This window comes from Microcystis sp. 49638_E5 (assembly GCF_021300285.1).
In the GTDB taxonomy this organism is placed as follows: Bacteria; Cyanobacteriota; Cyanobacteriia; order Cyanobacteriales; family Microcystaceae; genus Microcystis; species Microcystis aeruginosa_C.
Genome location: NZ_JAJTDH010000142.1, coordinates 1 through 26,521 on the forward strand (window position 1 = coordinate 1; position 26,521 = coordinate 26,521).

At 41.7% G+C, this 26,521-nt stretch carries 29 protein-coding genes and 2 pseudogenes; 9 read left to right on the forward strand and 22 right to left on the reverse strand.

Annotated features, from left to right (window positions below):
• Window positions 1-107 precede the first annotated feature (107 nt).
• Entirely contained in the window at window positions 108-290 is a 183-nt protein-coding gene (locus LW728_RS22195; protein WP_287768366.1) for a hypothetical protein, read from the reverse strand.
• A gap of 249 nt (window positions 291-539) precedes the next feature.
• Here LW728_RS22195 and LW728_RS22200 point away from each other — a divergent pair, with 249 nt between their 5' ends.
• Window positions 540-2,852: a GumC family protein gene (locus tag LW728_RS22200; RefSeq protein ID WP_287768330.1), complete on the forward strand. Its 2,313-nt coding sequence runs from the start codon at window positions 540-542 to the stop codon at window positions 2,850-2,852.
• A 202-nt stretch (window positions 2,853-3,054) separates the two neighbouring features.
• The gene (locus tag LW728_RS22205; protein WP_287768333.1) at window positions 3,055-4,512 is read left to right on the forward strand and encodes a DASH family cryptochrome; all 1,458 of its coding nucleotides are present in this window, start codon (window positions 3,055-3,057) and stop codon (window positions 4,510-4,512) included.
• A 120-nt stretch (window positions 4,513-4,632) separates the two neighbouring features.
• Here the strand turns inward: LW728_RS22205 and nadA are convergent, their stop codons facing one another.
• The 4 genes from nadA to LW728_RS22225 all read right to left on the reverse strand — a co-directional run bounded on the left by nadA (window position 4,633) and on the right by LW728_RS22225 (window position 10,474).
• Window positions 4,633-5,592 carry a quinolinate synthase NadA gene (gene nadA / locus LW728_RS22210; RefSeq protein WP_043998019.1) on the reverse strand — a complete coding sequence of 320 codons (960 nt, stop codon included), beginning with the start codon at window positions 5,590-5,592 and terminating at the stop codon, window positions 4,633-4,635.
• 1,042 nt (window positions 5,593-6,634) lie between these two features.
• Window positions 6,635-8,170 (reverse strand): bifunctional phosphoribosylaminoimidazolecarboxamide formyltransferase/IMP cyclohydrolase, encoded by a 1,536-nt coding sequence (purH, locus tag LW728_RS22215; RefSeq protein ID WP_287768336.1) that lies wholly within the window; start codon window positions 8,168-8,170, stop codon window positions 6,635-6,637.
• 300 nt (window positions 8,171-8,470) lie between these two features.
• Window positions 8,471-9,187, reverse strand: a complete 717-nt coding sequence (locus tag LW728_RS22220) for a polysaccharide deacetylase family protein (RefSeq protein WP_002803025.1) — start codon at window positions 9,185-9,187, stop codon at window positions 8,471-8,473.
• 210 nt (window positions 9,188-9,397) lie between these two features.
• Window positions 9,398-10,474, reverse strand: coding sequence for an AI-2E family transporter (locus tag LW728_RS22225; protein ID WP_287768340.1), 1,077 nt, complete (start codon window positions 10,472-10,474; stop codon window positions 9,398-9,400).
• Window positions 10,475-10,930: 456 nt separating this feature from the next.
• On the opposite strand from LW728_RS22225, the gene LW728_RS22230 reads away from it, so the two are divergent.
• Window positions 10,931-11,698 carry an ABC transporter ATP-binding protein gene (locus LW728_RS22230; protein WP_287669387.1) on the forward strand — a complete coding sequence of 256 codons (768 nt, stop codon included), beginning with the start codon at window positions 10,931-10,933 and terminating at the stop codon, window positions 11,696-11,698.
• A 251-nt stretch (window positions 11,699-11,949) separates the two neighbouring features.
• Here LW728_RS22230 and LW728_RS22235 read toward each other — a convergent pair whose 3' ends face one another.
• The 8 genes from LW728_RS22235 to LW728_RS22270 form a co-directional block, all read right to left on the reverse strand.
• A complete protein-coding gene (locus LW728_RS22235; protein ID WP_002803028.1) occupies window positions 11,950-12,228 on the reverse strand; it encodes a hypothetical protein in 279 nt (92 codons plus the stop codon).
• Window positions 12,225-12,590 (reverse strand): hypothetical protein, encoded by a 366-nt coding sequence (locus LW728_RS22240; protein ID WP_287768342.1) that lies wholly within the window; start codon window positions 12,588-12,590, stop codon window positions 12,225-12,227. Before LW728_RS22240 ends, LW728_RS22235 begins: the two co-directional genes overlap by 4 nt.
• Before the next feature lie 117 nt (window positions 12,591-12,707).
• Window positions 12,708-12,986, reverse strand: coding sequence for a YgiT-type zinc finger protein (locus tag LW728_RS22245; protein ID WP_002795314.1), 279 nt, complete (start codon window positions 12,984-12,986; stop codon window positions 12,708-12,710).
• On the reverse strand, window positions 12,925-13,242 hold the full coding sequence (locus LW728_RS22250; protein ID WP_002755280.1) for a DUF4258 domain-containing protein: 318 nt from the start codon (window positions 13,240-13,242) through the stop codon (window positions 12,925-12,927). The genes LW728_RS22245 and LW728_RS22250 overlap by 62 nt, the downstream gene beginning before the upstream one ends.
• 1 nt (window position 13,243) lies before the next feature.
• Window positions 13,244-13,459 carry a hypothetical protein gene (locus tag LW728_RS22255; protein WP_002803030.1) on the reverse strand — a complete coding sequence of 72 codons (216 nt, stop codon included), beginning with the start codon at window positions 13,457-13,459 and terminating at the stop codon, window positions 13,244-13,246.
• Between the two features lie 16 nt (window positions 13,460-13,475).
• Window positions 13,476-13,925 carry a PIN domain-containing protein gene (locus LW728_RS22260; protein WP_002803031.1) on the reverse strand — a complete coding sequence of 150 codons (450 nt, stop codon included), beginning with the start codon at window positions 13,923-13,925 and terminating at the stop codon, window positions 13,476-13,478.
• Between the two features lie 91 nt (window positions 13,926-14,016).
• Window positions 14,017-14,832, reverse strand: a complete 816-nt coding sequence (locus LW728_RS22265; RefSeq protein WP_287768344.1) for a PEP-CTERM sorting domain-containing protein — start codon at window positions 14,830-14,832, stop codon at window positions 14,017-14,019.
• 458 nt (window positions 14,833-15,290) lie between these two features.
• The gene (locus LW728_RS22270) at window positions 15,291-15,923 is read right to left on the reverse strand and encodes an HAD-IB family phosphatase (protein WP_287768347.1); all 633 of its coding nucleotides are present in this window, start codon (window positions 15,921-15,923) and stop codon (window positions 15,291-15,293) included.
• 86 nt (window positions 15,924-16,009) lie between these two features.
• Between LW728_RS22270 and LW728_RS22275 the strand changes: the two genes are divergently transcribed.
• Together LW728_RS22275 and LW728_RS22280 are read left to right on the forward strand one after the other, a co-directional pair.
• On the forward strand, window positions 16,010-16,828 hold the full coding sequence (locus LW728_RS22275) for a carbon-nitrogen hydrolase family protein (RefSeq protein WP_287768348.1): 819 nt from the start codon (window positions 16,010-16,012) through the stop codon (window positions 16,826-16,828).
• 358 nt (window positions 16,829-17,186) lie between these two features.
• Window positions 17,187-17,624 carry a DUF6933 domain-containing protein gene (locus tag LW728_RS22280; RefSeq protein WP_287768349.1) on the forward strand — a complete coding sequence of 146 codons (438 nt, stop codon included), beginning with the start codon at window positions 17,187-17,189 and terminating at the stop codon, window positions 17,622-17,624.
• Window positions 17,625-17,986: 362 nt separating this feature from the next.
• Here LW728_RS22280 and LW728_RS22285 read toward each other — a convergent pair whose 3' ends face one another.
• Window positions 17,987-19,159 carry a tRNA nucleotidyltransferase/poly(A) polymerase-related protein gene (locus tag LW728_RS22285; RefSeq protein WP_287768350.1) on the reverse strand — a complete coding sequence of 391 codons (1,173 nt, stop codon included), beginning with the start codon at window positions 19,157-19,159 and terminating at the stop codon, window positions 17,987-17,989.
• Between the two features lie 94 nt (window positions 19,160-19,253).
• Between LW728_RS22285 and LW728_RS22290 the strand changes: the two genes are divergently transcribed.
• The 3 genes from LW728_RS22290 to LW728_RS22300 all read left to right on the forward strand — a co-directional run bounded on the left by LW728_RS22290 (window position 19,254) and on the right by LW728_RS22300 (window position 20,252).
• Window positions 19,254-19,502, forward strand: a complete 249-nt coding sequence (locus LW728_RS22290; RefSeq protein ID WP_002795917.1) for a Ycf34 family protein — start codon at window positions 19,254-19,256, stop codon at window positions 19,500-19,502.
• Window positions 19,503-19,612: 110 nt separating this feature from the next.
• Complete coding sequence (locus tag LW728_RS22295) at window positions 19,613-19,870, forward strand: hypothetical protein (protein ID WP_002793765.1); 258 nt, start codon at window positions 19,613-19,615, stop codon at window positions 19,868-19,870.
• Window positions 19,860-20,252, forward strand: a complete 393-nt coding sequence (locus LW728_RS22300) for a type II toxin-antitoxin system VapC family toxin (RefSeq protein ID WP_287768353.1) — start codon at window positions 19,860-19,862, stop codon at window positions 20,250-20,252. Before LW728_RS22295 ends, LW728_RS22300 begins: the two co-directional genes overlap by 11 nt.
• Here LW728_RS22300 and LW728_RS22305 read toward each other — a convergent pair.
• The 6 genes from LW728_RS22305 to LW728_RS22330 all read right to left on the reverse strand — a co-directional run bounded on the left by LW728_RS22305 (window position 20,196) and on the right by LW728_RS22330 (window position 25,003).
• Complete coding sequence (locus LW728_RS22305) at window positions 20,196-22,886, reverse strand: DNA methyltransferase (RefSeq protein ID WP_287768356.1); 2,691 nt, start codon at window positions 22,884-22,886, stop codon at window positions 20,196-20,198. The genes LW728_RS22300 and LW728_RS22305 overlap by 57 nt on opposite strands.
• Before the next feature lie 679 nt (window positions 22,887-23,565).
• The gene (locus tag LW728_RS22310; protein WP_002803043.1) at window positions 23,566-23,907 is read right to left on the reverse strand and encodes a XisI protein; all 342 of its coding nucleotides are present in this window, start codon (window positions 23,905-23,907) and stop codon (window positions 23,566-23,568) included.
• Window positions 23,895-24,032, reverse strand: coding sequence for an element excision factor XisH family protein (locus LW728_RS22315; RefSeq protein ID WP_327036704.1), 138 nt, complete (start codon window positions 24,030-24,032; stop codon window positions 23,895-23,897). Before LW728_RS22315 ends, LW728_RS22310 begins: the two co-directional genes overlap by 13 nt.
• A 207-nt stretch (window positions 24,033-24,239) precedes the next feature.
• Window positions 24,240-24,446, reverse strand: a complete 207-nt coding sequence (locus tag LW728_RS22320; protein ID WP_287768358.1) for an element excision factor XisH family protein — start codon at window positions 24,444-24,446, stop codon at window positions 24,240-24,242.
• Between the two features lie 108 nt (window positions 24,447-24,554).
• On the reverse strand, window positions 24,555-24,809 hold the full coding sequence (locus LW728_RS22325) for a type II toxin-antitoxin system RelE family toxin (RefSeq protein ID WP_002760111.1): 255 nt from the start codon (window positions 24,807-24,809) through the stop codon (window positions 24,555-24,557).
• The gene (locus LW728_RS22330; protein WP_002760112.1) at window positions 24,806-25,003 is read right to left on the reverse strand and encodes a RelB antitoxin-like protein; all 198 of its coding nucleotides are present in this window, start codon (window positions 25,001-25,003) and stop codon (window positions 24,806-24,808) included. The genes LW728_RS22325 and LW728_RS22330 overlap by 4 nt, the downstream gene beginning before the upstream one ends.
• Window positions 25,004-25,677: 674 nt before the next feature.
• Between LW728_RS22330 and LW728_RS22335 the strand changes: the two genes are divergently transcribed.
• Window positions 25,678-25,860, forward strand: coding sequence for a hypothetical protein (locus LW728_RS22335; protein ID WP_353845720.1), 183 nt, complete (start codon window positions 25,678-25,680; stop codon window positions 25,858-25,860).
• Here LW728_RS22335 and LW728_RS22340 read toward each other — a convergent pair.
• Window positions 25,846-26,313: pseudogene (locus LW728_RS22340) on the reverse strand (tetratricopeptide repeat protein); the annotation flags it as partial. The gene LW728_RS22335 and the pseudogene LW728_RS22340 sit on opposite strands and share 15 nt — an antisense overlap.
• 65 nt (window positions 26,314-26,378) lie before the next feature.
• A pseudogene (locus LW728_RS22345) lies at window positions 26,379-26,521 on the reverse strand (IS4 family transposase); the annotation flags it as partial.

Below are 26,521 nucleotides of genomic sequence, written 5' to 3' on the forward strand. Positions count from 1 at the left end.
CTCTCGGGGTTTAGGTCTCTAATCAATCTCATTGTATTTTCCTGCTGCTTCGTTTTTTTATGTATTATACTTCTTAATTTTTTATTTGGGTAATTAATTTTGCATGACTACTTAAGACTCGCTTCCACAATTAAACTGGCTAATTCTAAAGATTCTCGCAAAGCCGCCGCGAGGAGGGGTTGTAGGGTGCTTTCCACTGGTTCATCAGGGAGGACAAAATCCGCTGGCAATTTCTCCCAGGTAATGGGGGGTAAAGTATCAGAGATGCGAGGTGCTAATGGGATTGTCATTTAGGCTCTCGTGTGATGGTGGTTATGGCGGTTTAGCTTGTGGCAGGATAGCACACAATTTGTAACCGTTCAGGGGGGGGTATGTCAAGCCGCCAGTGGCATTGACTAGGTTAAACCCACCTTATTTGGTAATTACTGGAAAAACTAGGGTTATCATTGTAGCACGGTGTTATGATTGAGCGGTGACAAATCGAGCCAGATTGCCACCGGAAAATCTTTTAATACAGTTATCCCTTGACTATTTGATTAATGATGAACAACCAACAAAATGGGGCTTTAAAAACCCAAAGTCAAGCAAATCTGCCAGTTTTTGCCCAACCGGCTTTTATCCCCTCCCCGACGCAAGAAGAAGAGGAACTGAACCTGCGTCAAGTCCTTTCTGTCATCAAGCATCGCTGGTGGGTAATCGCTGGCATCACCCTAGGGGTGACGGGTGCGATTGCTGCTTATACTTTCTTAAAAACCCCTATCTATCAAGGTAAATTCCTGCTGCTCATCGGTCAACCCATCGAGGAAAATAAAAGTTCTTCCAGACTGGCAGCCCAAGATATCCTACCTCAGTTAGGTGGTGAAGACATCGATTATGATACCCAAATCGCCGTTTTAACCAGTCCTCAACTTCTTAACCCCATCCTTAGTAAAATAACCCCTAAGTATCCCGACTTTACCTACAGTGATTTAATTAGTAAAACTGGCAAATCTGATCTCGAAATTAGTCAATTAAAAGAGACGAAAGTTTTAGAAATTTCCTATCGAGATGCGGAACCGGAAAAAATCAAGCTGGTTTTAGATAATTTAGCCCGTCATTACCTAAAATATAGTTCTCAGGAACGCAAGACCGAAATTAATCAAGGTTTGGATTTTGTTAACGCTCAATTGCCGGTGCTGCGGGAACGAGTTAATTCTCTACAAAAACAAATGCAGCAATTCCGGCAGCAATACAATTTCCTGGATCCCGATAAAGAGGCGACTCGTTTATCACAACAGTTAACCACTACTGAACAAGATTATCGGGCAGCCCAAGTTGCCCTTAACGAAATTAACTCTCGCTATCAAGCTTTACAGCAACAGGTGGGATTGGCCCCTAATCAAGCAATTATCGCTACTTATCTCAGTGAATCTCCCGGTTATCAAGATTTGCTCAAGCAGCTGCAGGAAGTAGAAGTGGAATTGGCCAAACAATCGGCAGTTTTCGCGAAAGATAGCCCGATAATCGCCACCCTAGAGGAAAAACGCGCTAATTTGCTGCCCCTACTGCAAAACGAGGCCCAGAGAACCCTAGGGGAAAAACTGCCCCAGACAGTGGGTAATTCCCCGGCTTTGGTATCTCAGAGCGCTTTGCGAGTAGAATTAACCCAACAATTGGTGGAAGCCGCTAACAGTCGCCAAACCCTAGAAATTAAGGTAGAATCCCTTGCCCAAGCCCTCGAACAACAGAAAGCCTCGGTCAAAAATCTTGCGGTTTTAGCCCGTCGCTATACGGATTTGCAGCGAGAGTTGGAAATCGCCACCACCAGCCTTAACCGTTTTCTGGATCAACAGCAAAAATTACAGCTACAGGTGGCACAACAAGTGGTGCCTTGGCAACTAATTTCCCCACCAGAGGTAGGGGAGGACTTCGTTTCTCCTAAACCTGTGCGAAATCTGGCTTTAGGGCTTATCGGTGGCCTTTTATTAGGACTGGGGGTGGCCTTTTTAGCCGAAAGATTAGACCCCGTTCATCATAGTGCAGATGAACTAAAAGAAGATACTAAACTACCCCTTTTAGGCGCAATTCCCTGGCAAAAAGACATCGGTAAGATCGAAAAAGTGATCACCGCCGCCCTACCCCAGTTAACAGTTGGCGATCGCAAAATTACTATCCCTAATACTAGCCCGAAATCAGCCAACGAAAACCCCTACTACTATAATTTCTCCCCCTTCTCGGAAGCTTTCCACACTCTTAACACCAATATTCGCCTCCTCGGTTCCGATTCCCCCCTCAAGTCCCTCGTGATTAGTTCTGTATCACCGGGAGATGGTAAAACCACCATATCAATAAATATCGCTAAGGCTGCCGCTAGTATGGGAAAAAGAGTCTTACTGGTGGATGCCGACCTGCGACGACCCCAAATTCACCTGCGACTTAATCTCGATAACGACCACGGACTCAGTAATGTCCTCGCCGAGGGTCTCGATTGGAACGAGGCAATTCAATCCCTACCCCGCTACGAGAATTTATCGATTCTTACCGCCGGTTCAATTCCCCCAGATCCAACCCGCTTGCTTTCTTCCCAGAGAATGCAGGAGATGATCTCGCAATTACAGCAAGACGACGTTTTCGATCTAATTATCTACGATCTACCACCGATCGCCGCTTTTGCCGATGGGAAAATTCTCGCCGCCATGGCCACTGGCCTAATTCTCGTCACTAAACTGGGCAAAACTGATCGCTTTGCGCTCAAAAATCTACTCGAAGATCTGAGATTATCCAACATTTCCGTGTTAGGTTTAGTGGCTAATAATGTTAGTCGGAAAGACCATAATTATGATTACTATGGCCATTACTACGGGAAAAGATAATTAAATTCAAGATAGATTTTGGCTTCGATCCCCCCCTAATCCCCCCTTAATAAGGGGGGTGCCGATCCCCCCTTAATCCCCCCTTAATAAGGGGGGTGCCGATCCCCCCTTAATCCCCCCTTAATAAGGGGGGTGCCGATCCCCCCTTATTCCCCCCTTAATAATGGGGGTGTCTGATGGTTTTTAACACCTAACTACTTAAATGCGGGTTTTAATCTGGTATCGCAATGATCTGCGGATTCACGATCACGAGGCAATTTATCGAGCCATTCAAGAACAATTAGAGATAATTCCCTTTTATTGTTTTGATGAGCGTCAATTTGGTCTTACTTCCTACGGGTTCCCAAAAACTGGCAAGTTCCGAGCTAAATTTTTATTAGAAAGCGTAGCAGATTTGCGACAATCTCTGGAAAATTTAGGCGGTAATTTAATTATCCGACGGGGAAAACCAGAAGAACTTATCCCGCAATTAGTTCAAGAATTGCAGATAGCCAAGGTTTATTATCATCAAGAGGTAACAGCAGAGGAATTAGCGGTAGAAAAAGCGGTAAATCAGGCTTTATCTGGGTTTCCCGTGCAGATAAAAACTTTTTGGACAGCCACTTTATACCATCCTGATGATTTACCTTTTACCCTTAATCAACTGCCGGAATTATTTACTAATTTTCGTAAACAAGTAGAACGTCATTGGGAAATAAGAACAACTTATCCCACGCCGAAAAAGTTGACAAAATTACCTAAAATAGATTTTGGAAACCTTCCTAGTTTAAACGATTTAGGCTTAACAGAACTAATTCTAGACTGGCGAGGTGTTTTGTCGTTTCAAGGGGGTGAAATGGCAGGAAAATCACGGGTTAAGGAATATATTTGGGATAGTGATTCCTTAAAAACCTATAAAGAAACCCGCAATGAAATGTTAGGGACTAATTATTCCTCAAAATTCTCAGCTTGGTTAAGTTTTGGCTGTCTTTCCCCCCGTTATATCTATGAGGAAGTACAAAAATATGAGCAAACAAGAGTAAAAAATGACTCTACCTATTGGCTTATTTTTGAATTATTATGGCGAGATTTTTTCCGATTTATTTGCAGTAAACACGGTAATAAAATCTTCTATAAATCTGGTTTGCAAGAACTTTATTTACCTTGGCTAGAAGATTGGGAAAGATTTAATCTCTGGTGTGAGGGAAAAACCGGTTATCCCCTTGTAGATGCTAATATGAGAGAATTAGCCGCTACAGGATTTATGTCAAATCGTGGCCGGCAAAATGTCGCTAGTTTTCTGACCAAAAATCTCGGTATTGATTGGTCTATGGGAGCAGAATGGTTCGAGTCATTATTAGTTGATTACGATGTCTGTAGTAATTGGGGTAATTGGAATTACACTGCTGGTGTCGGCAATGATGCACGAGGATTTCGTTATTTTAATATCCCTAAACAGTCGAGAGATTATGATCCCAAAGGTGATTATTTACGTCACTGGTTGCCGGAATTAGCCCTAATAAAAGGCGATAAAATTCACGAACCTTACAAATTATCTCCAGAGGAACAAAAGCGTTATGGGGTGATTTTAGGGGTTAATTATCCTCGTGCCATTGTCGATTTTTTTCAATCGATCAAACACAACGAAAAAATTTATCTTCAGCATTTCAGTAATCAGTAATCAGTAAACAGTAATCAGTGAAAACACAGTAGGAAACTAGCATTTGATGAGGCTCACTTAATCCATACTGCACACTTAAAACTCAAATCTGATAACTGATAACTGATAACTGATAACTGATTAAGACATTTCTAACATTCTTTGAATCGGCAACAGTGCCTTAACTCTTAAATCTTCAGAAATAGTAATTTCTGGAGTTTTATCTCGCATACAGAGATACAATTTTTCGAGAGTGTTCAGTCTCATGTAGGGACACTCATTACAAGCACAGTTATTTAAAGCTGGTGCGGGTATAAATACTTTCTCTGGGGCGGATTTTTGCATCTGGTGAATAATCCCCGGTTCTGTGGCGACAATAAAGGTTTTTTCAGAACTTTTCAGAGAATAATTTAATAGTGCCGTCGTGGAACCAATATAATCGGCATGGCGTAAAACCGATGTTTCACACTCAGGATGGGCGATAATTTTTGCTTCTGGATGGGCAACTTTTAATTCTATTATCTTGCGTTCGGAAAAAGTTTCATGGACAATACAACTACCCTGCCAGAGAACTAAATCTCTACCAGTTTGCTGACTGACGTAACGGCCTAAATTGCGATCAGGAGCGAAGATAATCGGTTGATGGGCAGGGATTTGGTTAACTATTTTGACTGCGTTGGAACTGGTGCAGATAATATCACTCATGGCTTTAATTTCTGCACTGCAATTGATATAGGAAATCACGATATGATCGGGATATTGGGCTTTGAAACGAGCAAAATCTTGAGGATGACAACTATCAGCTAAAGAACATCCCGCATCTAAATCCGGCAGCAATACCAACTTATCTGGGTTTAAGATTTTAGCTGTTTCTGCCATGAAGTGAACCCCCGCAAATACGATCACATCTGCTGGCGTTCGGGCAGCCTGTTGGGATAAACCGAGAGAATCACCAATATAATCAGCTATATCCTGTATGTCAGAATTTTGATAGTAGTGAGCCAGAATAACGGCGTTTAATTCCCGTTTAAGCTCTTTAATTGCTGTAAATAGGTCATCAGGTAAGCTCGATCGATTTGCGGGTTGAACAGTTGTGAACACGGCGGCATTTATGGTTGTTTTTACCAAATACTAAACAGTCCTCTATATCATAGCAAATTTTTCTGAAGAGAGACCCCAAACAAAAAAAAGCTTGATGGAACAGCGATCAAACGACTGACAACCAAACCCCGATAATACCATTTTTCAAAAAGTAGGACTTACTTTTTGGAAAATGGTATCAGAGTTTATTGCTTTTGCACTGTCCCCCCTATCCTATCGAGAGATTCTTGGTCAAGGGTAAACCCTATTTTAGGGGTAATCACAATATCAGCTAAGAAAATTTCAGGCTTATTCCTATCAAATTTCTGGGGACACTTCGGCCGAACAAGATAAAATCAAGAAATCTTGGCAGGGTTCCGATTTGGTGCGCTCTCACTTGTATGCTCACGCTCTTTGCACTATTTGCCTGAATAAACCCGCTAAAACTGAGATTATCGCTAAAATCAAAGACTGTTGGTTAAATTCTGGAATTCACACCTATTTTACTTGAGTAGTTATTGGTCAACCTGGTCCGACGAGCAACACAAAAATCTGTCGGCAAACTTTAAGCAAATTCGATTTTACTTACCGTTTGTGGCTTAGTAAGGTTGAGAATTATTGCGCTAATTTTAGAAGTAATAGAATGGGAGCAATCAGGGGAAGTAATTGACGTTATAATTAGCCATAGTTTTCCGTCAAAATTCGATTTTGTCTCTTAAAACCCTGATTAATCGGAGATGTCTAATATCTTGTTGACAATTTTTCCTCTATATCCTAGTCCTGTAAGTGCTATTTTGGGTCATGCCTAAGGGCTAAAACGAAGCTTGTATTTTTTCAGGAGCAAATGCTTTCTGTGTGCGATAAGATTTACTCGCAAATCATTTCTGTTCTCCTTTTACTGCTGAAAATCATTACGAACCTGTACGCTATTTTCTTTGTTCCCAAAAAGCAGTTCATCCTCGCGCTTTTGGCAAATTTAAGACTATTGAGCCGGGAAATTAACCGATAATTAATAACTTGTTGGGGTGCGTTAATTTAAGCAGCAACACACCCTAACTTGGTATTAATGCAAGAAATGACGAATGCCTGTTAAGACCATAATTAAACCTAACTCATTAGCGGCATTAATCGAATCCTGATCTTTTAAAGAACCTCCTGGTTGAACAATTGCCTCGATACCAAACTTGGCCGCCGTGCGAATAGAATCATCAAAGGGAAAAAAGCCATCACTAGCCAAATAGCCACCTTTGGCCGCTTCCCCTGCTTGTTCAAGGGCAATTTTCGCCGAACCAACGCGATTCATTTGCCCTGCACCAACGCCTAAAGTAGTTTGATTTTTTGTCACCACAATAGCATTAGATTTAACGTGCTTAGATACTTTCCAAGCAAACAGTAATTCCGCTAATTGTGCGGCAGTGGGTTGTTTTTCTGTCACCACGCGCCACTCCTCCGGGGTTTCTACCACGTCATCGGCCGCTTGTACTAGAAAACCGCCAGCGATAACTTTTACTGTTTGTTTTTCTCCCGTGCTTAAATCCGGCAGCAATAAAATCCGCACTTTTGACTTTTTAGCGAGTATATCCCGGGCTTCGGGGCTACAATCGGGGGCAACCACGCATTCTAGGAAGGTTTTCGTTAATTCTTTAGCGGTTGCTTCATCTATGGCTTGATTTAGGGCAACAATACCCCCAAAAGCCGAGGTAGAATCGGCATGAAAAGCTTTAGTATAAGCTTCCACTAAGCTACCACCGATCGCCACCCCACAGGGATTATTGTGTTTCAAGATAGCGGCGGCCGGTTCTTCACTGCCGAATTCGGCGATTAAACGGCGGGCTGCTTCCAAATCGACTAAATTGTTATAACTTAGTTCTTTTCCCTGTAATAAGGTCGCTTTTCCCCAACCGTGAGCCATTGTCCCGCTGCCGTACCAAGTGGCACTTTGGTGGGGATTTTCGCCGTAACGCAGGGTTTGTAGGGCATTTCCTGCCAAATGAAAGCGAGTCGTTTCCCCGTTTAAGCTGGCGAAATAGGCAGCGATCGCACCATCGTAGGCATTGGTTAAAGCGAAGGTTTCCCCCGCCATTTTTTGGCGGAATTCCAGGGAGATTTCGCCGTTATTTTGCCGTAATTGGCTTAAATACTGCTCGTAATACTTCGGGTTACTGATGACAGTCAAATGGGCGAAATTTTTAGCTGAGGCGCGTAACATCGCCGGACCACCGATATCGATTTGTTCGATCGCCTGAGCGGTGGTAACTTCAGGATTAGCGATCGTCTGTTCAAAGGGATAGAGATTAACCACCACCAAATCAAAAGGACGAATTTGATTAGCCTCCATTTCCGCTAAATCTGACTCCCAATCCCGTCTAGCCAAAATACCGCCATGGATGCGAGGATGGAGAGTTTTCACCCTTCCGCCCAAGATTTCAGGAGAACCTGTGTATTCTCCCACTTTAACCACGGGAATTCCCGCCGATTGGAGCGTTTTGGCGGTTCCTCCACTGCTAATAATTTCAAAATCAAACTCTTCTGTTAGCTGACGGGCAAAGTCAACTATTCCGGTTTTGTCAGTCACGCTGATCAGCGCTAAACGTCCCATAGTAGTGATCTATAAGCAACAATTTCAGTATATCTCAGTCCTAACCCGTTAAAAATTAAAAAAAGTAGATTAGTAAATAATCAGCTGCTTCTATATTTTCGTCTCTCAAATAGCAACTTATGCCAAGAAAAAAATTGCAACTCCTCCTGGAAAGATTTAGTCTGACTTGTTAAAAAATACAGGATTTTTCAGGGTAACGAAGTCTATCTAGATTAGTGAAAACCTCTTGGCAACCCTTATCGCCAAATGTTGTCAGATTACCATCATCTTTTCTTGTCCTTAATGCCTAGAAAATGTCACCTAATAACGTTTGTGATCAAGTAATTGGCTGAGAGTCATCACCTGATAACCTCGATCGTGTAATTTCGCTAATAAATTCTTCAGCACGATCGCCGTGTTTTCATCTCTTTCGGGAGACCCACCGTGAAGCACTAAAATCGCCCCGGGGAAAATAAATTGCGAGATATACCAAGTGGTAAATTGAGGGTGATTCGTTGCTTTTCCGGTATCTAAAGGGATCATGGAAGCGAGGGCAAATCGGGACTCGTAGCCGGGGAATTTCCCCAAAAACGAGCGCATAGATTGATTATAGAAGGCTTGACCGGGACGATACCAGCGCGGTGCAAGACCGGCAAGACGAGTTAAAATATCGTTAGCTTCCCGAAACTGACTAGCAAAAGCGTCGGCGGCCAGTTGACTGGTACGCAGATCTTGGGTGCCGTGATTAGCGATTTCGTGACCTTGGGCGATGAGGCTCTCAATCAAGGTGGAGTTCGGTTGTAGGTGTCCCGTGATCAGAAAAAAAGTCGCCTTGACGGCAGTTGCCGGGCTGGCTTTTTCTCGATTATGAGCGGCGATCGCTGCTAAAATGCGATCAGTGGATTTTCCTTCCGGATCGTTGGGAGTGGGTAGATCATCGATAGTAAGGGCGATAATTTTCTCTCCTGTCGGTTGATAGAAAATTGCCCCGGTCAAAAGTCGAGCGACGATCGAGATAATTAATTTGGCAATGCTCATTTGGGGGGTTAAGGGATGAGAGGAGAAGCAAAGATTAGCGATTACAGGCCAAAGATGATTTCTTTAGGAGATATTTCTGCATTTTGTTGAGTTTCTGCATAAGCCCCAAAACTGAGTCTAGCGACTCCTGGTAAAAATAAGGTAGTGGCCAGGGATGACAACTACCAAACCTGTGAGCCTTTTCAAGGTAAAAATTAGACATATCCGCCCTTAGATTGGCTGATCATGGCTATTTGCCAATGGTTCGGGGCTATCCTCAGCAATCCAAGCTCTGACTAACTCGTAGCAGAGACCGAGCAGAACCGGTCCGAGGAATAAACCGATAATCCCGTAGGCGATCACTCCCCCGAACACCCCCAACAGAATCACCACCATAGGAATGGGCAGACCGCGCCCCATTAAGATCGGTTTGAGGAAATTATCCACCAGGGTGGCGGGAATCATCCAGAGGGTAAATAATAGGGCGATGGAATGGGGTAGTGTTACCCAAGCGTGAATGAGCGCCCCCAAGACAATCAAACCGGGGCCAATTTGGAGAATGCCCAAAATTAGGGTGAGGAAAGTTAATAAACCGGCCGCAGGCGTTCCCACCGTCACTAAACCGATGCCGATCAAAAGACTCTGGATGATGGCAACGCCAATAATACCGCGGCTCACATTGCGGACGGTGGAGGCGGTAAGACTGGCCAGCGCGATTCCTCTACCCGGGGCAATCTTTTCCGCTAACCGGTTCATCGGGCGAGTCAGATTTTTAGCCGAGAGGGTGAGGGCCGCCGCAATCAGAATCGAGGCGATAAATTTCAGCACCGTCAGACCGGTACTGGTGGCCAGAGAAAGGGAGATTTTCCCCAGTTCTTTTAATTGTGGCTCGAAGCGTTGAAGAAATTGACCCGTGTTATCCGATGCCTGCTGCCAGAGACCGGCAATCCTTTCGCCAATCAGCGGCCAGGTGGCCACATCGGCGGGGGGAGGGGGAATCACCGCCGCACCAGTATCGATATATTCGGCCAGCGTTCGCAGATTACCCGCCAGAACCGCTGCAATGCCACTCACCGGACCGATAATAATCCCTAGACAAAGTAGGGTGAGGAGAACCGCGGCCAGTTTCGCCCGGCCAGCGAGCAGCTTTTTTAACCAGAGAAAGATCGGATACCAAGCGATCGCTAGAATTGCTCCCCAGAGGATCATGGTTAGGAAGGGACGCAGCAGGGTAAAACCAGCAAATAACAACAGGCCCAGAAAAAACAGCCGGATGACGAGATCGATAATTTTAGCGTCATTTTTCATCAATAGCGATCGCCTTTTGGCTAGATGAGGACATTTCTGCAATTATGGCAGTTTTTCGTTATGGGTAGTGATACTAAATCCTGTTTAGAAGGTATAGGGGAGTGGGAATTATGAATTATGAATTATGAATTATGAATTAGGGAGAGGGAAGACCACTTCGTGCGCGTTGCGGGGGGAGGTGGGGAGAGCGGAGCGGGGAGAAACAATTCATAACTTGGGAGTTAATCACACTATTAAAAACGGATTTGGTATGATTCGCTAGTAGTGGTGAGCCGTTTTGCTTATCTGGTCGGGATTGTGTAAAATGTTTCCCGACCCAAATAATTGCCCGATAAATCTTTAAAACTGATTCTTTCGGGGTAAATCTCCTGAGAAATATCTTTTTTTGGTCGGTGCAATGCTTACTTCCAACCGTCTTGATCGAGTAAAATCGACTAATTTAATCTGTTAACAAGGATGCCAGCAAATTTATTAGAAGTGCGGGGAGCCACCCGTCGATTTGGGGGATTAGTCGCCGTCGATGGGGTTTCCTTTCAGGTACAAAAAAACGAGATTTTTGGCTTAATTGGACCCAATGGGGCGGGAAAAACGACTTTATTTAATCTGATCACCGGTTTAATTCCCCTATCCAGTGGTGATTTAATTTATCAAGGCGATAGTCTGGCGAATTATCGTCCTCACCAGATCGCTCAGGCGGGAATTGCCCGTACTTTCCAGAATTTGCGCTTATTTGGCGAATTATCGGCTTTAGAAAATGTAGCGATCGCTGGTCACATTCACAATAGAGCCAATCTTTGGACAGGAATTTTGGGTTTACCAGTTTCGAGAAGGGAGGAGGAAAAAACCTATAAAAGAGCGGGGGAATTATTAGATTTAGTCGGATTAACCGACCAAAGCAACCGAAAAGCCCGTAATTTAGCCTATGGTGATCAAAGACGCTTGGAAATTGCCCGCGCTTTAGCTTTGCAACCCCAGTTATTACTCCTCGATGAACCGGCAGCCGGGATGAATCCCAGCGAAAAGGGGTCATTAAGTCAGCTAATTCGACAAATTCGCGATAATTTAGCTTTAACCGTCCTGTTAATCGAACATCATGTGCCTTTAGTGATGGGATTATGCGATCGCATTGCCGTGTTAGATTTCGGTAAGTTAATCGCTTTGGGAGATCCAGCCACAGTCAGGGAGAATCGCGCAGTGATTGAAGCTTATTTAGGGGATGAATAAGGATTTTAGATAATTACTCTTCAGGTTAATGGGAGATCAGTAGGTAGGCGTTAAAAATTATCAGACACCACCCTTATCAAGGGGGGACTAAGGGTAGGGTTGATTCATGAATCAACCCTACTATGAATCAACCCTAGTACTGAGGGGGGATCGAACCTAAAATCCATTTTTAATTTAATTATAACCAGCTACTTAACAATGATTATTTAATTACCAGAGATAGTCAAAAAAAGAGTTAAAGTTTCTCCCGATCAATATTTTGTCATAAGTACGGACGCACAATTATTTGTAGGATGGGTTAGCGGTAGCGTAACCCATGCTAACTCATCCAGTCGTTTAATTCCTTTAATCTTGTTAGCGCGTAACAACTCTCGACGCACCTCATAATCAGCAATTTCTGGAAGAATAACCCTAATACCTGCTTTAATTAGCGTTTGTAGCCAACAATTACAAGCTAGACTTTCAGGCGCTCGCTTAGGATTAGTAATTAAACCGATAATTCCCGTATCTAATAAAACTACTCTATTCACCAAGTTACTCCCTTTAATTCAGCCGGAAATAAAGGACGCTCAGATAAACGATCTTGATTGAGTGCTTCGATTAAATATTCACCGGTTTCTTGTTGTTCCTGTTCATCTTCTTCATCAATCCAAGATTGAAGTAAATTAACCAGTTTGGTCTGTTTTTCTTGTTCTAAAATAGTATCTTTAAGTAAGTAGCTCGTTATAATTAAATTAAAAATGGATTTTAGGTTCGATCCCCCCTGCTCCCCTTGATAAGGTAGGGTTGATTCATGAATCAACCCTACCCTTGATAAGGGTGGTGTGCTGAGATATTGTTTGATTTCCGATGTTAAATTAAGAGTTAGTGGCATAGGCTTGACTTGAATCAATTTATCGTGTCTTTAACTATTATAAACAAAAAAGCGATCACAATCTACAAATATAGCGCAATCGCCCCTAATTTAAGACTTCAATTGTTGCTCGATTTGCCAGTTTTCTATTAAACACTAACTAGCAAAGTCAAATACTGGTGTTTCAATTACCCGTTTTGGTCGCTTATTTTCCCAGACAATTTCCTGCAAGCGTTCGACAGTTTCTGGTGCAAAAAAACGCTCTCCCGTTTCTACACAGACTCTAGCGGGGACATTTTCTATAATAAAAAAATTGCCATTGATTTCAAGGGTATAGGTAACTTCTTGTTCAATTAAGGTTTCTTGTCTAGAATTAGTTGACATCTGGTGTTCTCCTTGATTTAAAATCAATCCATAAATTTGGATCGGGTTCATATAGGGTAATAATTTTGAGCAAAGGGCGAGAGGGATAGCTACAATGAATGTGTAAGGCTCTATTAATTAGAGTAAATCCCAAAAGTAAACAGCTTGCACCATACTTATCAGCCGGATAATCTTCAATAATTTCGCTTTGTTCCATCGCCTCCCGTAATTCTTGAACACTGATCTGACGCAGGATACTTTGATTGACAGCGTGTTGAGAAAATTCCAATTGGTTTTGTCTAACTTTTTGACGAATTTCCTCAATCATTTCAGTGATAGCCGCCTTTAATTTGATCGTAAATATCCTTCGCTGTCATTTCGCCAAATAACTGATCTTTAATTTCTAAATAATTTAGAGGTTGGGATGCTGTTTCTCTTAGAAAGAAAGCCGCTTTAGCAATTCCCAATCTCTCTACAAGAGCTTTAACTCCCTCTTTTCTAATTTCCTCAATCTCAGGAATCGTCAAATCTGTTGGAACTTTCATAGTAATTTTTCTCAATTCAAGCGTTGAAAATAATGGCGACAAACTCCACAGGAGTTTTAACAGCAAGAGTGCCACTGTATTTTTTAATCATTCGATCGTCGCAGGTAATGAAGTAGTCTGCTTCTATAGCTTCGGCACAAGCAATATGCAAAGCATCTACTCCTTTAATTTTAGCAGAGGTTTCGATTTGCTGCGATCTTGCTAAGACCTCTTCCGTAATCAGTTGAAAGTGCCTAGCTTGTTGCAGGACTAGCTCGACAAAAGTGCGGCGGTCGCTGTAAGGATTTCGCTGGGTTTCATATACTAGCGCATCAGAAGAGACAATTTCTATTGCTTCATTCTCCACCAGCAGGAAAATTAATTGCATCGAGATTGACTCCAAATAGATTCTGGCTTGAGTCTGATCGTCAAAGATTCGGTTGAGAACACTCGTATCAAGATAGACTTTCAATTTTACTTTAGTCATTCACACTTCTACTATTATAACCCAAAAAAGCGATCGCACTTTATCAATATAGAGCGATCGCTGCCAATTTAAGGCTAGATTGACCAGTTTTTTATTTTAATTTGCGCTTCAAGACTGAACCCGCACCAAGAACACCAATGGCGAGTAAACCCAAGACTGAAGCAGGTTCAGGCACTGCTTGAGGCGGAGCTTTACCGAAACCATCGAGATAGACGTAACCCGCGTGACCACCGTAGGGGCAGTCAGATCCCAGCAAGGTCAGGGTAAAATCGTTACCGACCCGGCCGAGGGCTTGGAGATCTAATTGCTCCACTTGCCACTGATCGGTGTAGAACCAGCCTGTACCGAAGTCCTTGAAGATCGAGCCGTTATTGTAGGAGTTGTACACCCGCGAGATCAATACATCCCCTACGGTGTCATCTTTCAAGGTCAGACTGAAGTAATCGGAATCGGTCGAACCGTGAGAAGCTTCCAAAACCGACGCCCAGGCGAAGTAGATATTGTTGTCCATGTAGTTCTTAACCGATTGCCGGATAGTGCTGACGGAATTGTTATTGACTTGATTATTCATGCGCACGGCATGATCTCCAATGTATACGGTGGGCCCGACCCCCCCTTTAATCAGGTTTCCCACGATGGGATCGAGATCACCCACGTGGGTGATCGCACTCGCGTCCGCGCTCGCATCGTAGTCGGATCCGCCTACTTGGTAGTGATCCGGATCTACCGGTAACGGCGAGGTGCCGTACCAGTAGCCACTACCTTGCGTCCAACCGTTGAAATTACCGTCTTCAAAACCAGCATTGACAAAACCACCAGCAGCAGCAGGACGCACAAGGAAGGTGGTTGTTAGGGACAAACCTAAAGTAGAGGTTAACAAGAGTTTTAGCACAGTCGAAGTTTTCATGTTTAGAAAGTTTCCTCAAAACAAATAAACAAACAAATGTTCTGACTGATCTTTAAAGGAAAAAATCTCAAATTAAGCGACATTGGCAAGGGAGAAAAATTGGTTTTTTCAAAATTGCCAATCACTAAATTTTAAGTTAGTTCCTCAATGACAAGACAGAGCAACAACGGTATTTTACCCCCCCCCGATTTTGTCAAGTGTAAACCAACACAAATTTATAATTATTGTTACCCTTGAGAGTAGGGTAGTAAAAAAATCTTGGGTGCATCTCAATTTGGTCGAAATATCTATATTACAGAGCGCACGCAGTTCGATAAACTCACTGACCACAGTGCGCCCCTACCATTGGCGCAATAATATTATTGTAGGGGCGAATTGCATTCGCCCTCTTTGATCCCCCCTTAATCCAAGGGGGGTATCTGACAATTTTTAACCCCTACCTAATTAACAGCCAATCCCTAATCTCTCAATAACAGATATTCGCGAATCTCAAAAAAGTTATCCCAAGGAATATAGGGGTGATTTTCCGCTTGCAGATAATCGATTAAACGATCCCTAGCAAAAACTAGATCGGCCTTTCTAGCCATGGTAATATCGGTGACAGAATCACCGATCGCAATAGTTTCTACTCCTGAATATTTGGCCATAATCAAGGCTTTAGCCACTAATTCTGTCTCATTTTCCCAATCGGAGTGAACTTGCAGATATTCCCCTTGAGTATGAAGATTGACCCCATAAATTGCCGTCACCTTATCTAATAGTCCCTCCCGTTTTAAGACCGTTTCAATCATGCCCTGGATGCCACCGGAGATAATAATAAAAGGGATGGATTGCTCCTGTAAAAAAGCGAGGAATTCGGCTAATCCGGGGCGAATTGGCTTGCTTTCGGCATAGGCGAGAATATCGGCGTATTTTTGGCTCGGTATCGACTCTAGCAGTTGACGAACACCCCGGCGCAGAGTCAGAGTACGGGCGTACATTTGGGGCATAATTTGAGCCGATAAATGGGGGGCGAATTCTTTGAGCATACCCGCAAAAGTTTCCACGGCGGTGATAGTGCCATCAAAGTCACAGAAAACAATTTTACTCATGGGGTGACAAAATATCTGAAATTGGATATAATCGAAGGTTATGATTAATTTTACAGAGATTATCCGACTCTAGAGCTTCAACCCCCATGAAATCCTATCTCGCCGCCGCCATTCAAATGACCAGTCAGCCGGATTTAGAGAAAAATCTCGCTGCCGCTGAAGAGTTGATCGAACTTGCCGTGGGTAAAGGGGCGGAATTAATCGGTTTACCAGAAAATTTCGCTTTTATGGGGGCAGAAAGCGATAAAATCGCCCAGGCCGAGACTATTGCTCGAAAAGCCGATAAATTCCTCCGCACCATGGCCCAACGGTTTCAAGTGACTATTTTAGGGGGTGGTTTTCCCGTGCCGGTGACGGGTATTCCCGATAAGGCTTATAATACCGCTATTTTAGTCGATGGCAACGGTGCGGAATTAGCCCGTTATCAAAAAGTCCATCTCTTTGATGTCAATGTCCCGGACGGTAACACCTATCAGGAATCGAGTACAGTCATGGCAGGAATCGATTTACCGCCGATTTATGGCTCCGATAGCTTGGGAAAAATTGGCCTCTCGATTTGCTATGATGTGCGTTTTCCCGAACTCTATCGCTATTTATCGCGGCAAGGAGCCGATGTTTTATTTGTACCTGCGGCGTTTACAGCTTTTACAGGGAAAGATCATTGGAAAGTTTTGTTACAAGCGCGAGCGATCGAGAATACTTGTTATATAATAGCTCCTGCTCAAACGGGCAATAATTACGAACGCCGTTACACCCACGGTCACGCTATGATTATCGATCCTTGGGGTGTGGTTTTAGCCGATGCAGGGGAAGAAGCGGGAGTGGCAATTGCCGAAATTAATCCCCAACGTCTGCAACAAGTGCGACGACAAATGCCTTCCCTACAGCATCGTGTTTTTGTTTAAAATTCGATTCGACAATTTTGTCGATAAAAACGCCTAATTTTGGTATTTAACTCGGTTTTTTACCGTAACATTGCTCCCTGATAGCAAGGGCCGAATCTCAAACCTAATTAGGGTTCTTCGGTTTGTCTTATGCAATGTACAGGGTTATAAGGAATTAAACTCTTATAGAGAAAGACATTTGGCGATTTTTGTTAATTGTTTTCGATCTAGAGCGAACTAATCAATTAAATCTCTTGCCAGATAAGGATTTAGTCCATTTATGCCCCCCTATCGAACCATACCAAGTAACGAAGAACCAAAAATCTAGTTGGTTTATAATATTAAATAATTAACTTTATTTTTAGAGATGAATCTGATTTTGTCAAGCAAAGCGGCCGAAAGACTTCAACGAGAAGTGCAGTCAAGAGAAGATTTTATCGCCGATAATAATGCTTGGCGAATTGATGTCCTCGATCTCAGGAAGAGAGGTATTTTTCTCATTACTCAGGAAAAGAGTTTATACACCTTAATTTCTTCGTACAAGCAGGGAATTAAGGGAATTATCGCTCAAATTACCACCATTGATCGGCATGAGGGCGATTCCCCTGAAATTCATTATCTCAAATCCGAGAATAGGAGTCTGGTAAGCTCCATGAATAACATGAAGAATTTAATCGCTAAAGTAGATCAGTACAATGCGGTTGATAACGAAAGATTTGCAGAAATAATTAATCAGACTCCCTTTAAATATTTATCTTACCGTACCCCGACCGAATGTTACCAAAATCTCTTGAATCAATCGAAGGGAGTACAATAAAACGGTCGTGTTTTAATCTAAGGAGAAAACGCTCCCCAATCTTCACAGCTTAAAACTAAATAAATCTCAGTTTTGGATAATCTCAGTTTTGGATAAGTCGAAACCCTGAGACTCAATCCGAATCTAAAACTCTGATTAACAGACAAAACTCTCCAAACTGTGAACAATTGCTAAGTAGGTAGGCATTAAAAATTATCAGATGCCCCCCTTATTAAGGGGGGATTAAGGGGGGATCGGCACCCCCCTTATCAAGGGTAGATCCCCCCGCCTATCGGCACCCCCCTTATCAAGGGTAGATCCCCCCGCCTATCGGCACCCCCCTTATCAAGGGTAGATCCCCCCGCCTATCGGCACCCCCCTTATCAAGGGGCCTCAATTTGGGCAATTTGTACCTCGGTTAATAACTTACCGATAATCGGACTAGGTTTCAGGTGTAAATGGTTAATTAAATCATCGCCCCTTAATAAAGGTCGGGGATGGGCGATAATATTATCGGGATCGAGATAGGAAGTCAACAGAGAAGCGACGATATTTTTGTTAATCCCCATTGATAAAGCAAAAAGGGCAAAGACAGGAAATACTTTTCCCGTATTTAGATAAATAAAATACTGTTCCCGCAGACTTAAATTATCTGCCTCCTTGAGGGGAGGTAAACACTTAATCACCGTGATTACCGTGCGAATTTCCCCACGGGAATACTTGAGATCGATTAACTCTTTTTCCGCTTCTGCCAAAATATCCGATACCAATAGGGCCAATTTTGTCAACTGTAACTGAGAAGGGGAAAAGATAAATTTTTCCGGTAACAAAGATTCTAAAAATCCCGCTGCCGCTTCCACCCCCATGACTCGCTCCATTTTTGCGGGGGTAATCCGACGCAACCAGAGAGATAATAAGCCATCTTCCCAGGCACTTTTTAGCCATTTATTGCCACGGGAATTGAGCAAAAGGTAATTCAACTCGGATTGTACCCTTTCGGCGGCTACACGGTGCAATAAAGGGGCAAGAGAACGAATAGTTGCACGGGTATGGGGTTCGATCTCAAAGTCCAATTGAGCCGCTTGTCGATAGGCCCTTAATAATCTTAGGGGATCATCCTGAAGATTTTCGCGGGAAATCATCCGCAGGGATTGGCAGCCTAAATCTTTTAATCCCCCTAAAGGATCGAAAATTTCTTGGGTGTGGAGATTATAAGCGAGAGCATTAACGGTGAAATCCCGTCTTTTTAGGTCTATTTCTAGAGATTCTCCCTCCTGTTGCGCGAAATCAAGAGTCCCCTGGGGAAAAACGACGCGAGCAATTTGACGAACGGCATCTAAAACCACAAAACCGGCCTTATACTGATGGGCAATAGTTTGAGCAATTTCGATCGCTTTTTCGGGAACCACAAAATCTAGGTCAATATAGTCTTTCTGACGGTTTAATAAAGCGTCTCGCACAGCACCACCGACTAAATAAGCATTTTCTGGCAATTCTTGCTGATTAATCGCAAAAACTTCTTTAACTAAACTATCTAGGTTTTTTTGACAAGACATCGAGAAGATAAATTTACAAAAATATAATTTTGACCGGCCCCATTTGGGGAGAGACTGAGCTAGATTAACGGAAAAGACTTATAGAGTTAAACCTATGTGTATTTGTATTAACTGCTATTTTGTTGATCGCTGTCTCACCTATCATGCCGTAGAAACACAACATCAGGAACGTCATCTCACCGAGACACCGGACTTTGAAGCGAAGAACCCTTCTATTAACGTTAACATTCGCACCAAGGAAGATTATATCGAAATGGAGTGGGATGTGGTGGGTTGTGAAAGCTTTTTACGCGAAACCGGTAAATGGTCTAGTTTGCGGCCGGGTGAACCAGTTCCCACCTAAAACACCTGAACTACCCATACATATCTACTACAAGAGCCGAAAGTTAATCCACAAATATGTCTTGGACAGCCAACGATTCGAGGAATGCGTAATTTAAGAGCGAGGTATTTATGGATAAAGAAGAAGAACTACTTGAACAATGGCGAGAATTGACCCCGGAAAAGCAACAAAAAGTTTGGCAATTTGTTCAAATACTTAAATCTGAGTCACAAACAACACCAGAAGCTAAATTTATTCCCCAAACACCATTAAGCAAAAAGTTATGGGAAATCCGACATCGGGCGATCGCAGCTGGATTGCAACTGCTCAATGAAGAGGAGATAGAACAAGAACTTGCTGCACGTCGAGGAGGGTGCAGTGAGTCATAAGAAAGCCTACATAGACTCTGGCGTACTGATTACTGCTTTCCAAGGCATCCAATCAGCCAGTATCAAAGCCTATCAAATTCTCAACGATGAAAATCGGGAGTTTGCCTCCAGTCGATTTGTTCAGTTAGAAGTATTGCCTAAAGCAACTTTTAACAAGCAACAAGAAGAAATAGAATTTTACGAAACATTTTTTCTGGCTGTTAATTACTGGGCAACTGACTTAGAAAAAATTATACAGAATGCTCATGAAATTGCTGGCACTTACGGTTTAGCGGCGATGGATGCACTTCATGTTGCTGCTGCGCTGCAAATTCAAGCTGATGAACTAATCACCACCGAAAAGCCAACCAAACCAATCTCCTCGCTTCTCTTTTTCTGCTAATTCCAGATTTAAGGTTAATAGTTTCTCTAAGATGTCGTCGTCAGTTTGGAAGTGATATGCTTCCATTACTAGCTTGTCTAATTTCTGATGGAGTTGATACAGTTGGCTACTGGGTTCGTTAAAGAATTGGTTATATAGTTTGGTGATTCCCCATTGTTTTTTCTCCATCTGTTGGCTGCGGTATTCGTGTAATTCCCCGGCGGTTTGACGGATTTTTTCGACAAGTTCCCGTGAAGGTTTCTGGGGAAAAGGGAAGGTTTCAAAACAGGTTGTATTGGTGTAGCGAGTTCTGTCTTCAAGAGTTGAACTTTGAGCTTTTACCCAGAGGCGATGTATTTTTGAGTTGAGAATTCCTAGAATGTAGAAATCATCGGAGGCTATTACCATATTTGCTTCACAGGGAAGTATGGACACATCAACTGGAGAAAAAACAATATATTTAGCGATTTTGGGAATGGCAAAATAGCAAGATAATTTAGATATAGCTTGTCTCATTGCTGATCTATTTCTACCAAATTGCCACCATTTTTCACGTCTTGATTTTTCTTGGTTATTATCTCTTTCCAGTTTAACTTTTTCTTTTACTCTTGTAAAAGGTAAGATATATTCAGCCGCTTCTTCAAGAGCCATATTATCAAAATCAATCACCCAATTCTTTTGTTCAAAAAGATTAATTAAATTTTTTCCATCTAACATAGGTTTGACAACTTGTTGATTTTTATGATCTAACTCAATCCATTTATTAGCTTCTTCTTCCGTTATGACAAATCCTTTTCCTGCTAATTGACAAGCTTCAAAAGAATAATGATTATTAACTTTTATTTTTTCGGCATTATCCACTGATATTTGAGCTTTCAATGCCGTAGATAATAAATTAACCGATAAATTATCTAGAAATAATTCTTTCGGTCTTTCTTTACTCCAATTAACAATACTGACATGAACGTTAGCTTTACCAGACCAAGGCTGAGTTGAAATCGCTTCATGTATAAATCCACCTTGCTTAACTACATAATCTAAGCTTGCTTTTCTCCCAGAAACTTGTGATATTGAATTAGTACCAACTAAACCGGCTCTTCCTAATTCCCCAAGATTTTCCGCAGCTTTTCTAAACCAAAAAACACAAAAATCAGGTTGTCCTTGAACATCAGGAAATTTTTGATAAATTTTTTCTGCATACTCATCTCCTAGTTCTGTCCTTAACTTTTTCCCTCCCAAAAATGGAGGATTGCCGATAATTGCGTCTGCTTTTTGCCAATCCGTAAACAAAGCATCAGCACAGATAATATTACTATCCAAAGTATCCAAAGGTAAAGAAGCTTCCGTCAAATTAAACTTATCAATCGCCACCTTTCTGGCAATCATTAAAGTCACCCGCGCTAATTCTACAGCAAAAGGATTAATATCCATTCCATAAAACTGTTTAGGCGTAACAAAACTAATCTGTAACTGGTCATTAGCAGAACGACGACGGTTAGCAATCTTTTCAATTAATAACTGTTCAATGCGCTTTAATTCTTGATAGGCGACATAGAGAAAATTACCCGAACCGCAAGCCGGATCAAGTACCTTATACTGCTGTAATTCTAACTGAAGTGTATTTAACTCGCCAATCGTCCCAGCTTGCTCAATTTTCTCCTCCCAGTAACGGCTAATAGTTGGGCGAACAATTTTCATAATATCCGCTTCTGAGGTAAAGTGCATCCCGTAGGTGTGGCGTTCTTCAGCATTAGCTGTCCCCTCAAAAATATTACCAAAAATTGCCGGACGGATCTTACTCCAATCCTGACGCGCCGCCACATCCAGAAACTCTAATTCTTTATTAGTTAATTCAATCGGATGAATTATACTAAACAGTCCCCCATTAAAATAATCCACTCCCTGATATTTACCAACGGGGGTAATTCCGGGTTGGTTCATCTGTTGAAATAATCCCCCCAAGACATCATAGGAATTGCCACCATTTAGACATTCTTGTACACAAGAAATAAATAAATCTCTTGGTAACAATCCTCGATCCTCAGCAAACATTGCTAAGACACACTGCAAAATAAATCGCTGGGCCGTCAACTCATCAAAACCGCTTTTATGACCGCGTTTTTTTAACAGTTGAAACAACTCACCCATCCGCCGCGCTGCCGTTTCTGTAATCTCGACTTGATTATTCTGAAAAATAGGGGTACGATTCCCTACTTCCATAAAATTGAAGGCACTGACCCGATTTTTCAAATCGTTGAGATTTACTCGATCTACCGGTTCATCTATTTGAAGATCAAAATCAAAAATCCAGAACTGATCAAAATTACATAATAAGACATAGCGAGGGCGATTAGGAACCAAGCGACTCCAGTATTCAAAAGCTTGGGGATAGTGCTTACTTAAATCTTCTCCTCGCTTTTTCATTTCAATTAAAACACGAGGTTTCCAAACTAAATCAGCAAATCCTGTTTTACCTTTCTTGCTACCTTTAGTAATCGCCTCCTCATAGGTTGCACCCGCTTCTAACGCACCCTTATGACCAAAAGCTCGAAAGAAACGGTCTAGGAAAATCTGAGCTTCTTTCCTTTCTTTGCCAGTAATGTGCTGTTGACAAAAATCAATAAATTCCTGTAAGCTTTCAAGAGTAGTAGTCATCTTTTGCCTTTCCATTGGAGTAGGGTGGGCGTTGTAGTGCGATCACCATCTTACACAATAATTCATCATTCATAATTCATCATTCATAATTCATCATTCATAATTCATAATTCAGGCTCTTCTAGGTTCTGTGTGATCAGTTTAACTTACTCTATGATCGATCGATCTTTGTGTCCTCTCTGTCTGGAGTGGTTCCTTCCACTCCCTCGCTCTTGAGGAATGTATCTTAGAATACATTTTACCCACCAAACCGGGGAGAGCCGATTTTCCATTGAATCAAACCAAATCAATCGACGATTAAAGCAGTCAAACCTATACTAGGTAAGCATTTGGGCGAATTATGCCAAAATACTCACTCTCATTAAGAAAGAAATGCTAAAAGCCTTAATTCTCGTGCTTATTGAGAATGAATCTGTTAGTTTGGCGAGTTTTGAGATTGTAGAAGCCTCTCTGTGAATGCGTTTGAGGCACCTGAATCTTTAGGTTAATTTTCTCCCCTATTATAAGTAGTCGTGCAAAATTAATTTCCTAGTGAAGATAGGCAAAAGGCAGGAGGCAAGAGGTGGTTAGATATGTGTAATTAATTTTGCTTAGGTACTTAGCTCAAATTGCCCCTCTCAAACTCCGAAAAACAGCGATCGCCCTTCTTAACCTCAGCTAAAAATGCGATCGCCCCTGATTAAGCAATAGCAAATTCTGTTAATTTACGACTTGCAGGATCATGAAATGCTAAAACAATATCTTCTTTGGGAATCCCTGCTTCTAATAATTGAGAGGTGATTCCTATTTCTGTCCAATCTTGTTCAATATAAACTCTTTCATTTTTAATACGAATATGAATCTGAATATTGTTGATTTTCTTTTTGTTTATCCAACCAATAGACATCCATAGATAATGATCATGATTTTCATCAAAAATTAAACAGGTTTCTAGTTTTTTTTTGGATGAGCTATTCGCAATTGTGTCTAGCTTTGTTAAGGTATTTTGAATAATTTGGCGATAGTTAGTTAGTTTATCCATTGGACAATCTCCTCTTTTTCGATGTTGACAACTAATAAATCTAATTGGTGTCTTTTAATAACGGCTTGAATAGATTTTCGTTGGAAAAAAGTCTCATAAATTTCATCTTTAATAGCCAGATAGATTTCTTGGTATTCATCTTATCCTAATTGAATAAGATCACGATAAAAAATATATTGCCCCAAAGCCATTTCGGTTCTTCGGTTTGTCTTATGCAATGGACGGGGGTTATAAGGGATGGAACCCTTATAGAGAAAGGCATTTAGCGATTTTTGTCAATTGTTTTTGCTCTAGAGCGAACTAATCAATTAAGTCTCTTGCCAGATAAGGATTTAGTCGATTGAAGGGCCAAGAAAGCTTTTAATTTCAATGATAATTTTACGTTGTCTTTGTTCTTCGGAAATATATTTCTCGATCGCCAGGTCTGGATACAATTCAGCGTCTTCAAATTCAATAGGATAAGGATCAGCCGTAATTGTCCAGCCGTCTTTAATTAAGGCATTTTTAACGGCTTCGTGATAGAGGTCTTTTGCTGGCATTTGCCTCCTTCTATTTTGATCACTGGATTTATTATAAGCGATCGCCCTCCTCTTCTCACAGTAAAATAGCGATCGCCTCTTCCAAATTTTTATTAAAAACGCGATCGCCTATCGGTAGATGTCCTTTCGATGTCCAATATCTAAAATAATCACCTTTTTTGCAGAATCATCTATCGCGTAAATAACGCGATAAACTCCAATCCGAATCCGCCAGCCTTCTCGTCCTGTCAGTTTGAGACACCCTGCTGGTCTTGGATTGTCAGCTAATGCTCTAATCCCGTCTCGAACTTTCTGATAACTATCTTGGGGAAGATTAGCTAAAGCCTTAGAAGCTTGTTTTTTAATCGCAATAGTGTAATTCATTGACGACTATTTTCAATTTCGGCGATCGCCTCTTCAAAAGGAATTTCTTCCTCTTCCGAAATAGCTAAATCATAGGCTCTAATAGCATTCAATTCTTCAGAATCTTCTAGGAGTTTTCGATATTCCTCTATATCTAAAAGAATACCGATTTGATTACCCTGTTCATCAGTAATATACTTTTGCTTTAATGGCATTGATAATTACCTTGTTTGTTAATTTTATCCCCTATTATAGCTCAAATTTATCCTTCATCCTCAACTCAACAGCGATCGCCTCTCTCTCCTTTACAGAAAAAATGCGATCGCTCCAATTAAAGTTAAGATGAGAAACTATACCTCAACTTATCCTAAGAATTAAAGATTAAAAAGTATTTCCTATTCTATAAACTAATGGTATTAATTTAGCTAGAGTTGAGGGTTTGACTTTAGAAAATTGGAATGCTATAATAATGCCTAAATGCCAATATTCGGAATAAGTAATTATGCCATCTTTAGACTTCTTAAGTAGCTGGTTATAATTAAATTAAAAATGGATTTTAGGTTCGATCCCCCCTGCCCCCCTTGATAAGGGGGGTGCCGATCCCCCCTTAGTCCCCCCTTGATAAGGGGGGTGCCGATCCCCCCTTAGTCCCCCCTTGATAAGGGGGGTGCCGATAGGCGGGGGGATCCCCCCTTGATAAGGGGGGCATCTGACAACTTTTAACGCCTACCTACTTAATTAAAGAATTGAATAATAATGGTAGCGAAGTAATAGATATAATTAAAATTTATTCCCCAAACACCATTAAGCAAAAAGTTATGGGAAATCCGACATCGGGCAATTTCGGCTGGATTGCAACTGCTCAATGAAGACGAAATAGAACAAGAACTTGCTGCACGTCGAGGAGGATGCAGTGAGTCATGAAATTGCTGGCACTTACGGTTTAGCGGCGATGGATGCACTTCATGTTGCTGCTGCGCTGCAAATTCAAGCTGATGAACTAATCACCACCGAAAAGCCAACCAAACCAATTTTCTGTGCGTTACTCAGTCTCAACTTAGTTGGGGTTTAACAACCTTTCTAGGTTTTGTTCACAGTTCTCTTTATGGGAGAGCATATTTAATTTTTCAGAAAGATGTAAAGCTCGTTGCCAGTGATTAATAGCTGATTTAAGATCATGGGTTTTTTCTTCAAATTCGGCCAAAATAATTAAAGTCTCTAGTTCTACATATCGTTCTCCAATATCGAGGGCAATATCTAAAGCTTGATTAAGATATTGATAGGCTAGATCATCCTTTCGAGTGATACTATAAATTTCTCCTAATCCAGCGCAAGCATGGGCAACACCTGCCACATCTGAAATAGCTAAAGCTCTTTTCTTTTGTTGTTTAAAGTATTTTTCAGACTCCTGAAAATTTGCTTGTTGCCAATAAATTGCGGCTAAATTTCCCAAAGAAAAAATAATTCCTGCTTCATCGGTTATTTGCTCAGATAAATCAAGACTTCTTTGAGTATAATCGATAGCAGAAATGTTGAATCTCGTAACAAAACTTTACATTTAAGAACATGACAACCCCAGAACGCCATTTTTCAGATTGAATAGACAATTTTCCTAAACCAGTGTACATAGCTGATATGTTGACACATAAAACTCTGTAAATAGCGCAATTTATCTAATAAGCTTTTGCCAAATACTTCTTCAATATCTATTAGCTGCAAAATTAAATAAGCGA

Bases quoted from the DNA above. Each gene is read 5' to 3' on its own strand.
- LW728_RS22195 (WP_287768366.1), bottom strand. From the start codon at position 290: ATGACAATCCCATTAGCACCTCGCATCTCTGATACTTTACCCCCCATT.
- LW728_RS22200 (WP_287768330.1), top strand. From the start codon at position 540: ATGATGAACAACCAACAAAATGGGGCTTTAAAAACCCAAAGTCAAGCA.
- LW728_RS22205 (WP_287768333.1), top strand. From the start codon at position 3,055: ATGCGGGTTTTAATCTGGTATCGCAATGATCTGCGGATTCACGATCAC.
- purH (WP_287768336.1), bottom strand. From the start codon at position 8,170: ATGGGACGTTTAGCGCTGATCAGCGTGACTGACAAAACCGGAATAGTT.
- LW728_RS22220 (WP_002803025.1), bottom strand. From the start codon at position 9,187: ATGAGCATTGCCAAATTAATTATCTCGATCGTCGCTCGACTTTTGACC.
- LW728_RS22225 (WP_287768340.1), bottom strand. From the start codon at position 10,474: ATGAAAAATGACGCTAAAATTATCGATCTCGTCATCCGGCTGTTTTTT.
- LW728_RS22230 (WP_287669387.1), top strand. From the start codon at position 10,931: ATGCCAGCAAATTTATTAGAAGTGCGGGGAGCCACCCGTCGATTTGGG.
- LW728_RS22245 (WP_002795314.1), bottom strand. From the start codon at position 12,986: ATGAACCCGATCCAAATTTATGGATTGATTTTAAATCAAGGAGAACAC.
- LW728_RS22250 (WP_002755280.1), bottom strand. From the start codon at position 13,242: ATGATTGAGGAAATTCGTCAAAAAGTTAGACAAAACCAATTGGAATTT.
- LW728_RS22255 (WP_002803030.1), bottom strand. From the start codon at position 13,459: ATGAAAGTTCCAACAGATTTGACGATTCCTGAGATTGAGGAAATTAGA.
- LW728_RS22260 (WP_002803031.1), bottom strand. From the start codon at position 13,925: ATGACTAAAGTAAAATTGAAAGTCTATCTTGATACGAGTGTTCTCAAC.
- LW728_RS22265 (WP_287768344.1), bottom strand. From the start codon at position 14,832: ATGAAAACTTCGACTGTGCTAAAACTCTTGTTAACCTCTACTTTAGGT.
- LW728_RS22270 (WP_287768347.1), bottom strand. From the start codon at position 15,923: ATGAGTAAAATTGTTTTCTGTGACTTTGATGGCACTATCACCGCCGTG.
- LW728_RS22275 (WP_287768348.1), top strand. From the start codon at position 16,010: ATGAAATCCTATCTCGCCGCCGCCATTCAAATGACCAGTCAGCCGGAT.
- LW728_RS22285 (WP_287768350.1), bottom strand. From the start codon at position 19,159: ATGTCTTGTCAAAAAAACCTAGATAGTTTAGTTAAAGAAGTTTTTGCG.
- LW728_RS22290 (WP_002795917.1), top strand. From the start codon at position 19,254: ATGTGTATTTGTATTAACTGCTATTTTGTTGATCGCTGTCTCACCTAT.
- LW728_RS22295 (WP_002793765.1), top strand. From the start codon at position 19,613: ATGGATAAAGAAGAAGAACTACTTGAACAATGGCGAGAATTGACCCCG.
- LW728_RS22305 (WP_287768356.1), bottom strand. From the start codon at position 22,886: ATGACTACTACTCTTGAAAGCTTACAGGAATTTATTGATTTTTGTCAA.
- LW728_RS22310 (WP_002803043.1), bottom strand. From the start codon at position 23,907: ATGGATAAACTAACTAACTATCGCCAAATTATTCAAAATACCTTAACA.
- LW728_RS22320 (WP_287768358.1), bottom strand. From the start codon at position 24,446: ATGCCAGCAAAAGACCTCTATCACGAAGCCGTTAAAAATGCCTTAATT.
- LW728_RS22325 (WP_002760111.1), bottom strand. From the start codon at position 24,809: ATGAATTACACTATTGCGATTAAAAAACAAGCTTCTAAGGCTTTAGCT.
- LW728_RS22330 (WP_002760112.1), bottom strand. From the start codon at position 25,003: ATGCCATTAAAGCAAAAGTATATTACTGATGAACAGGGTAATCAAATC.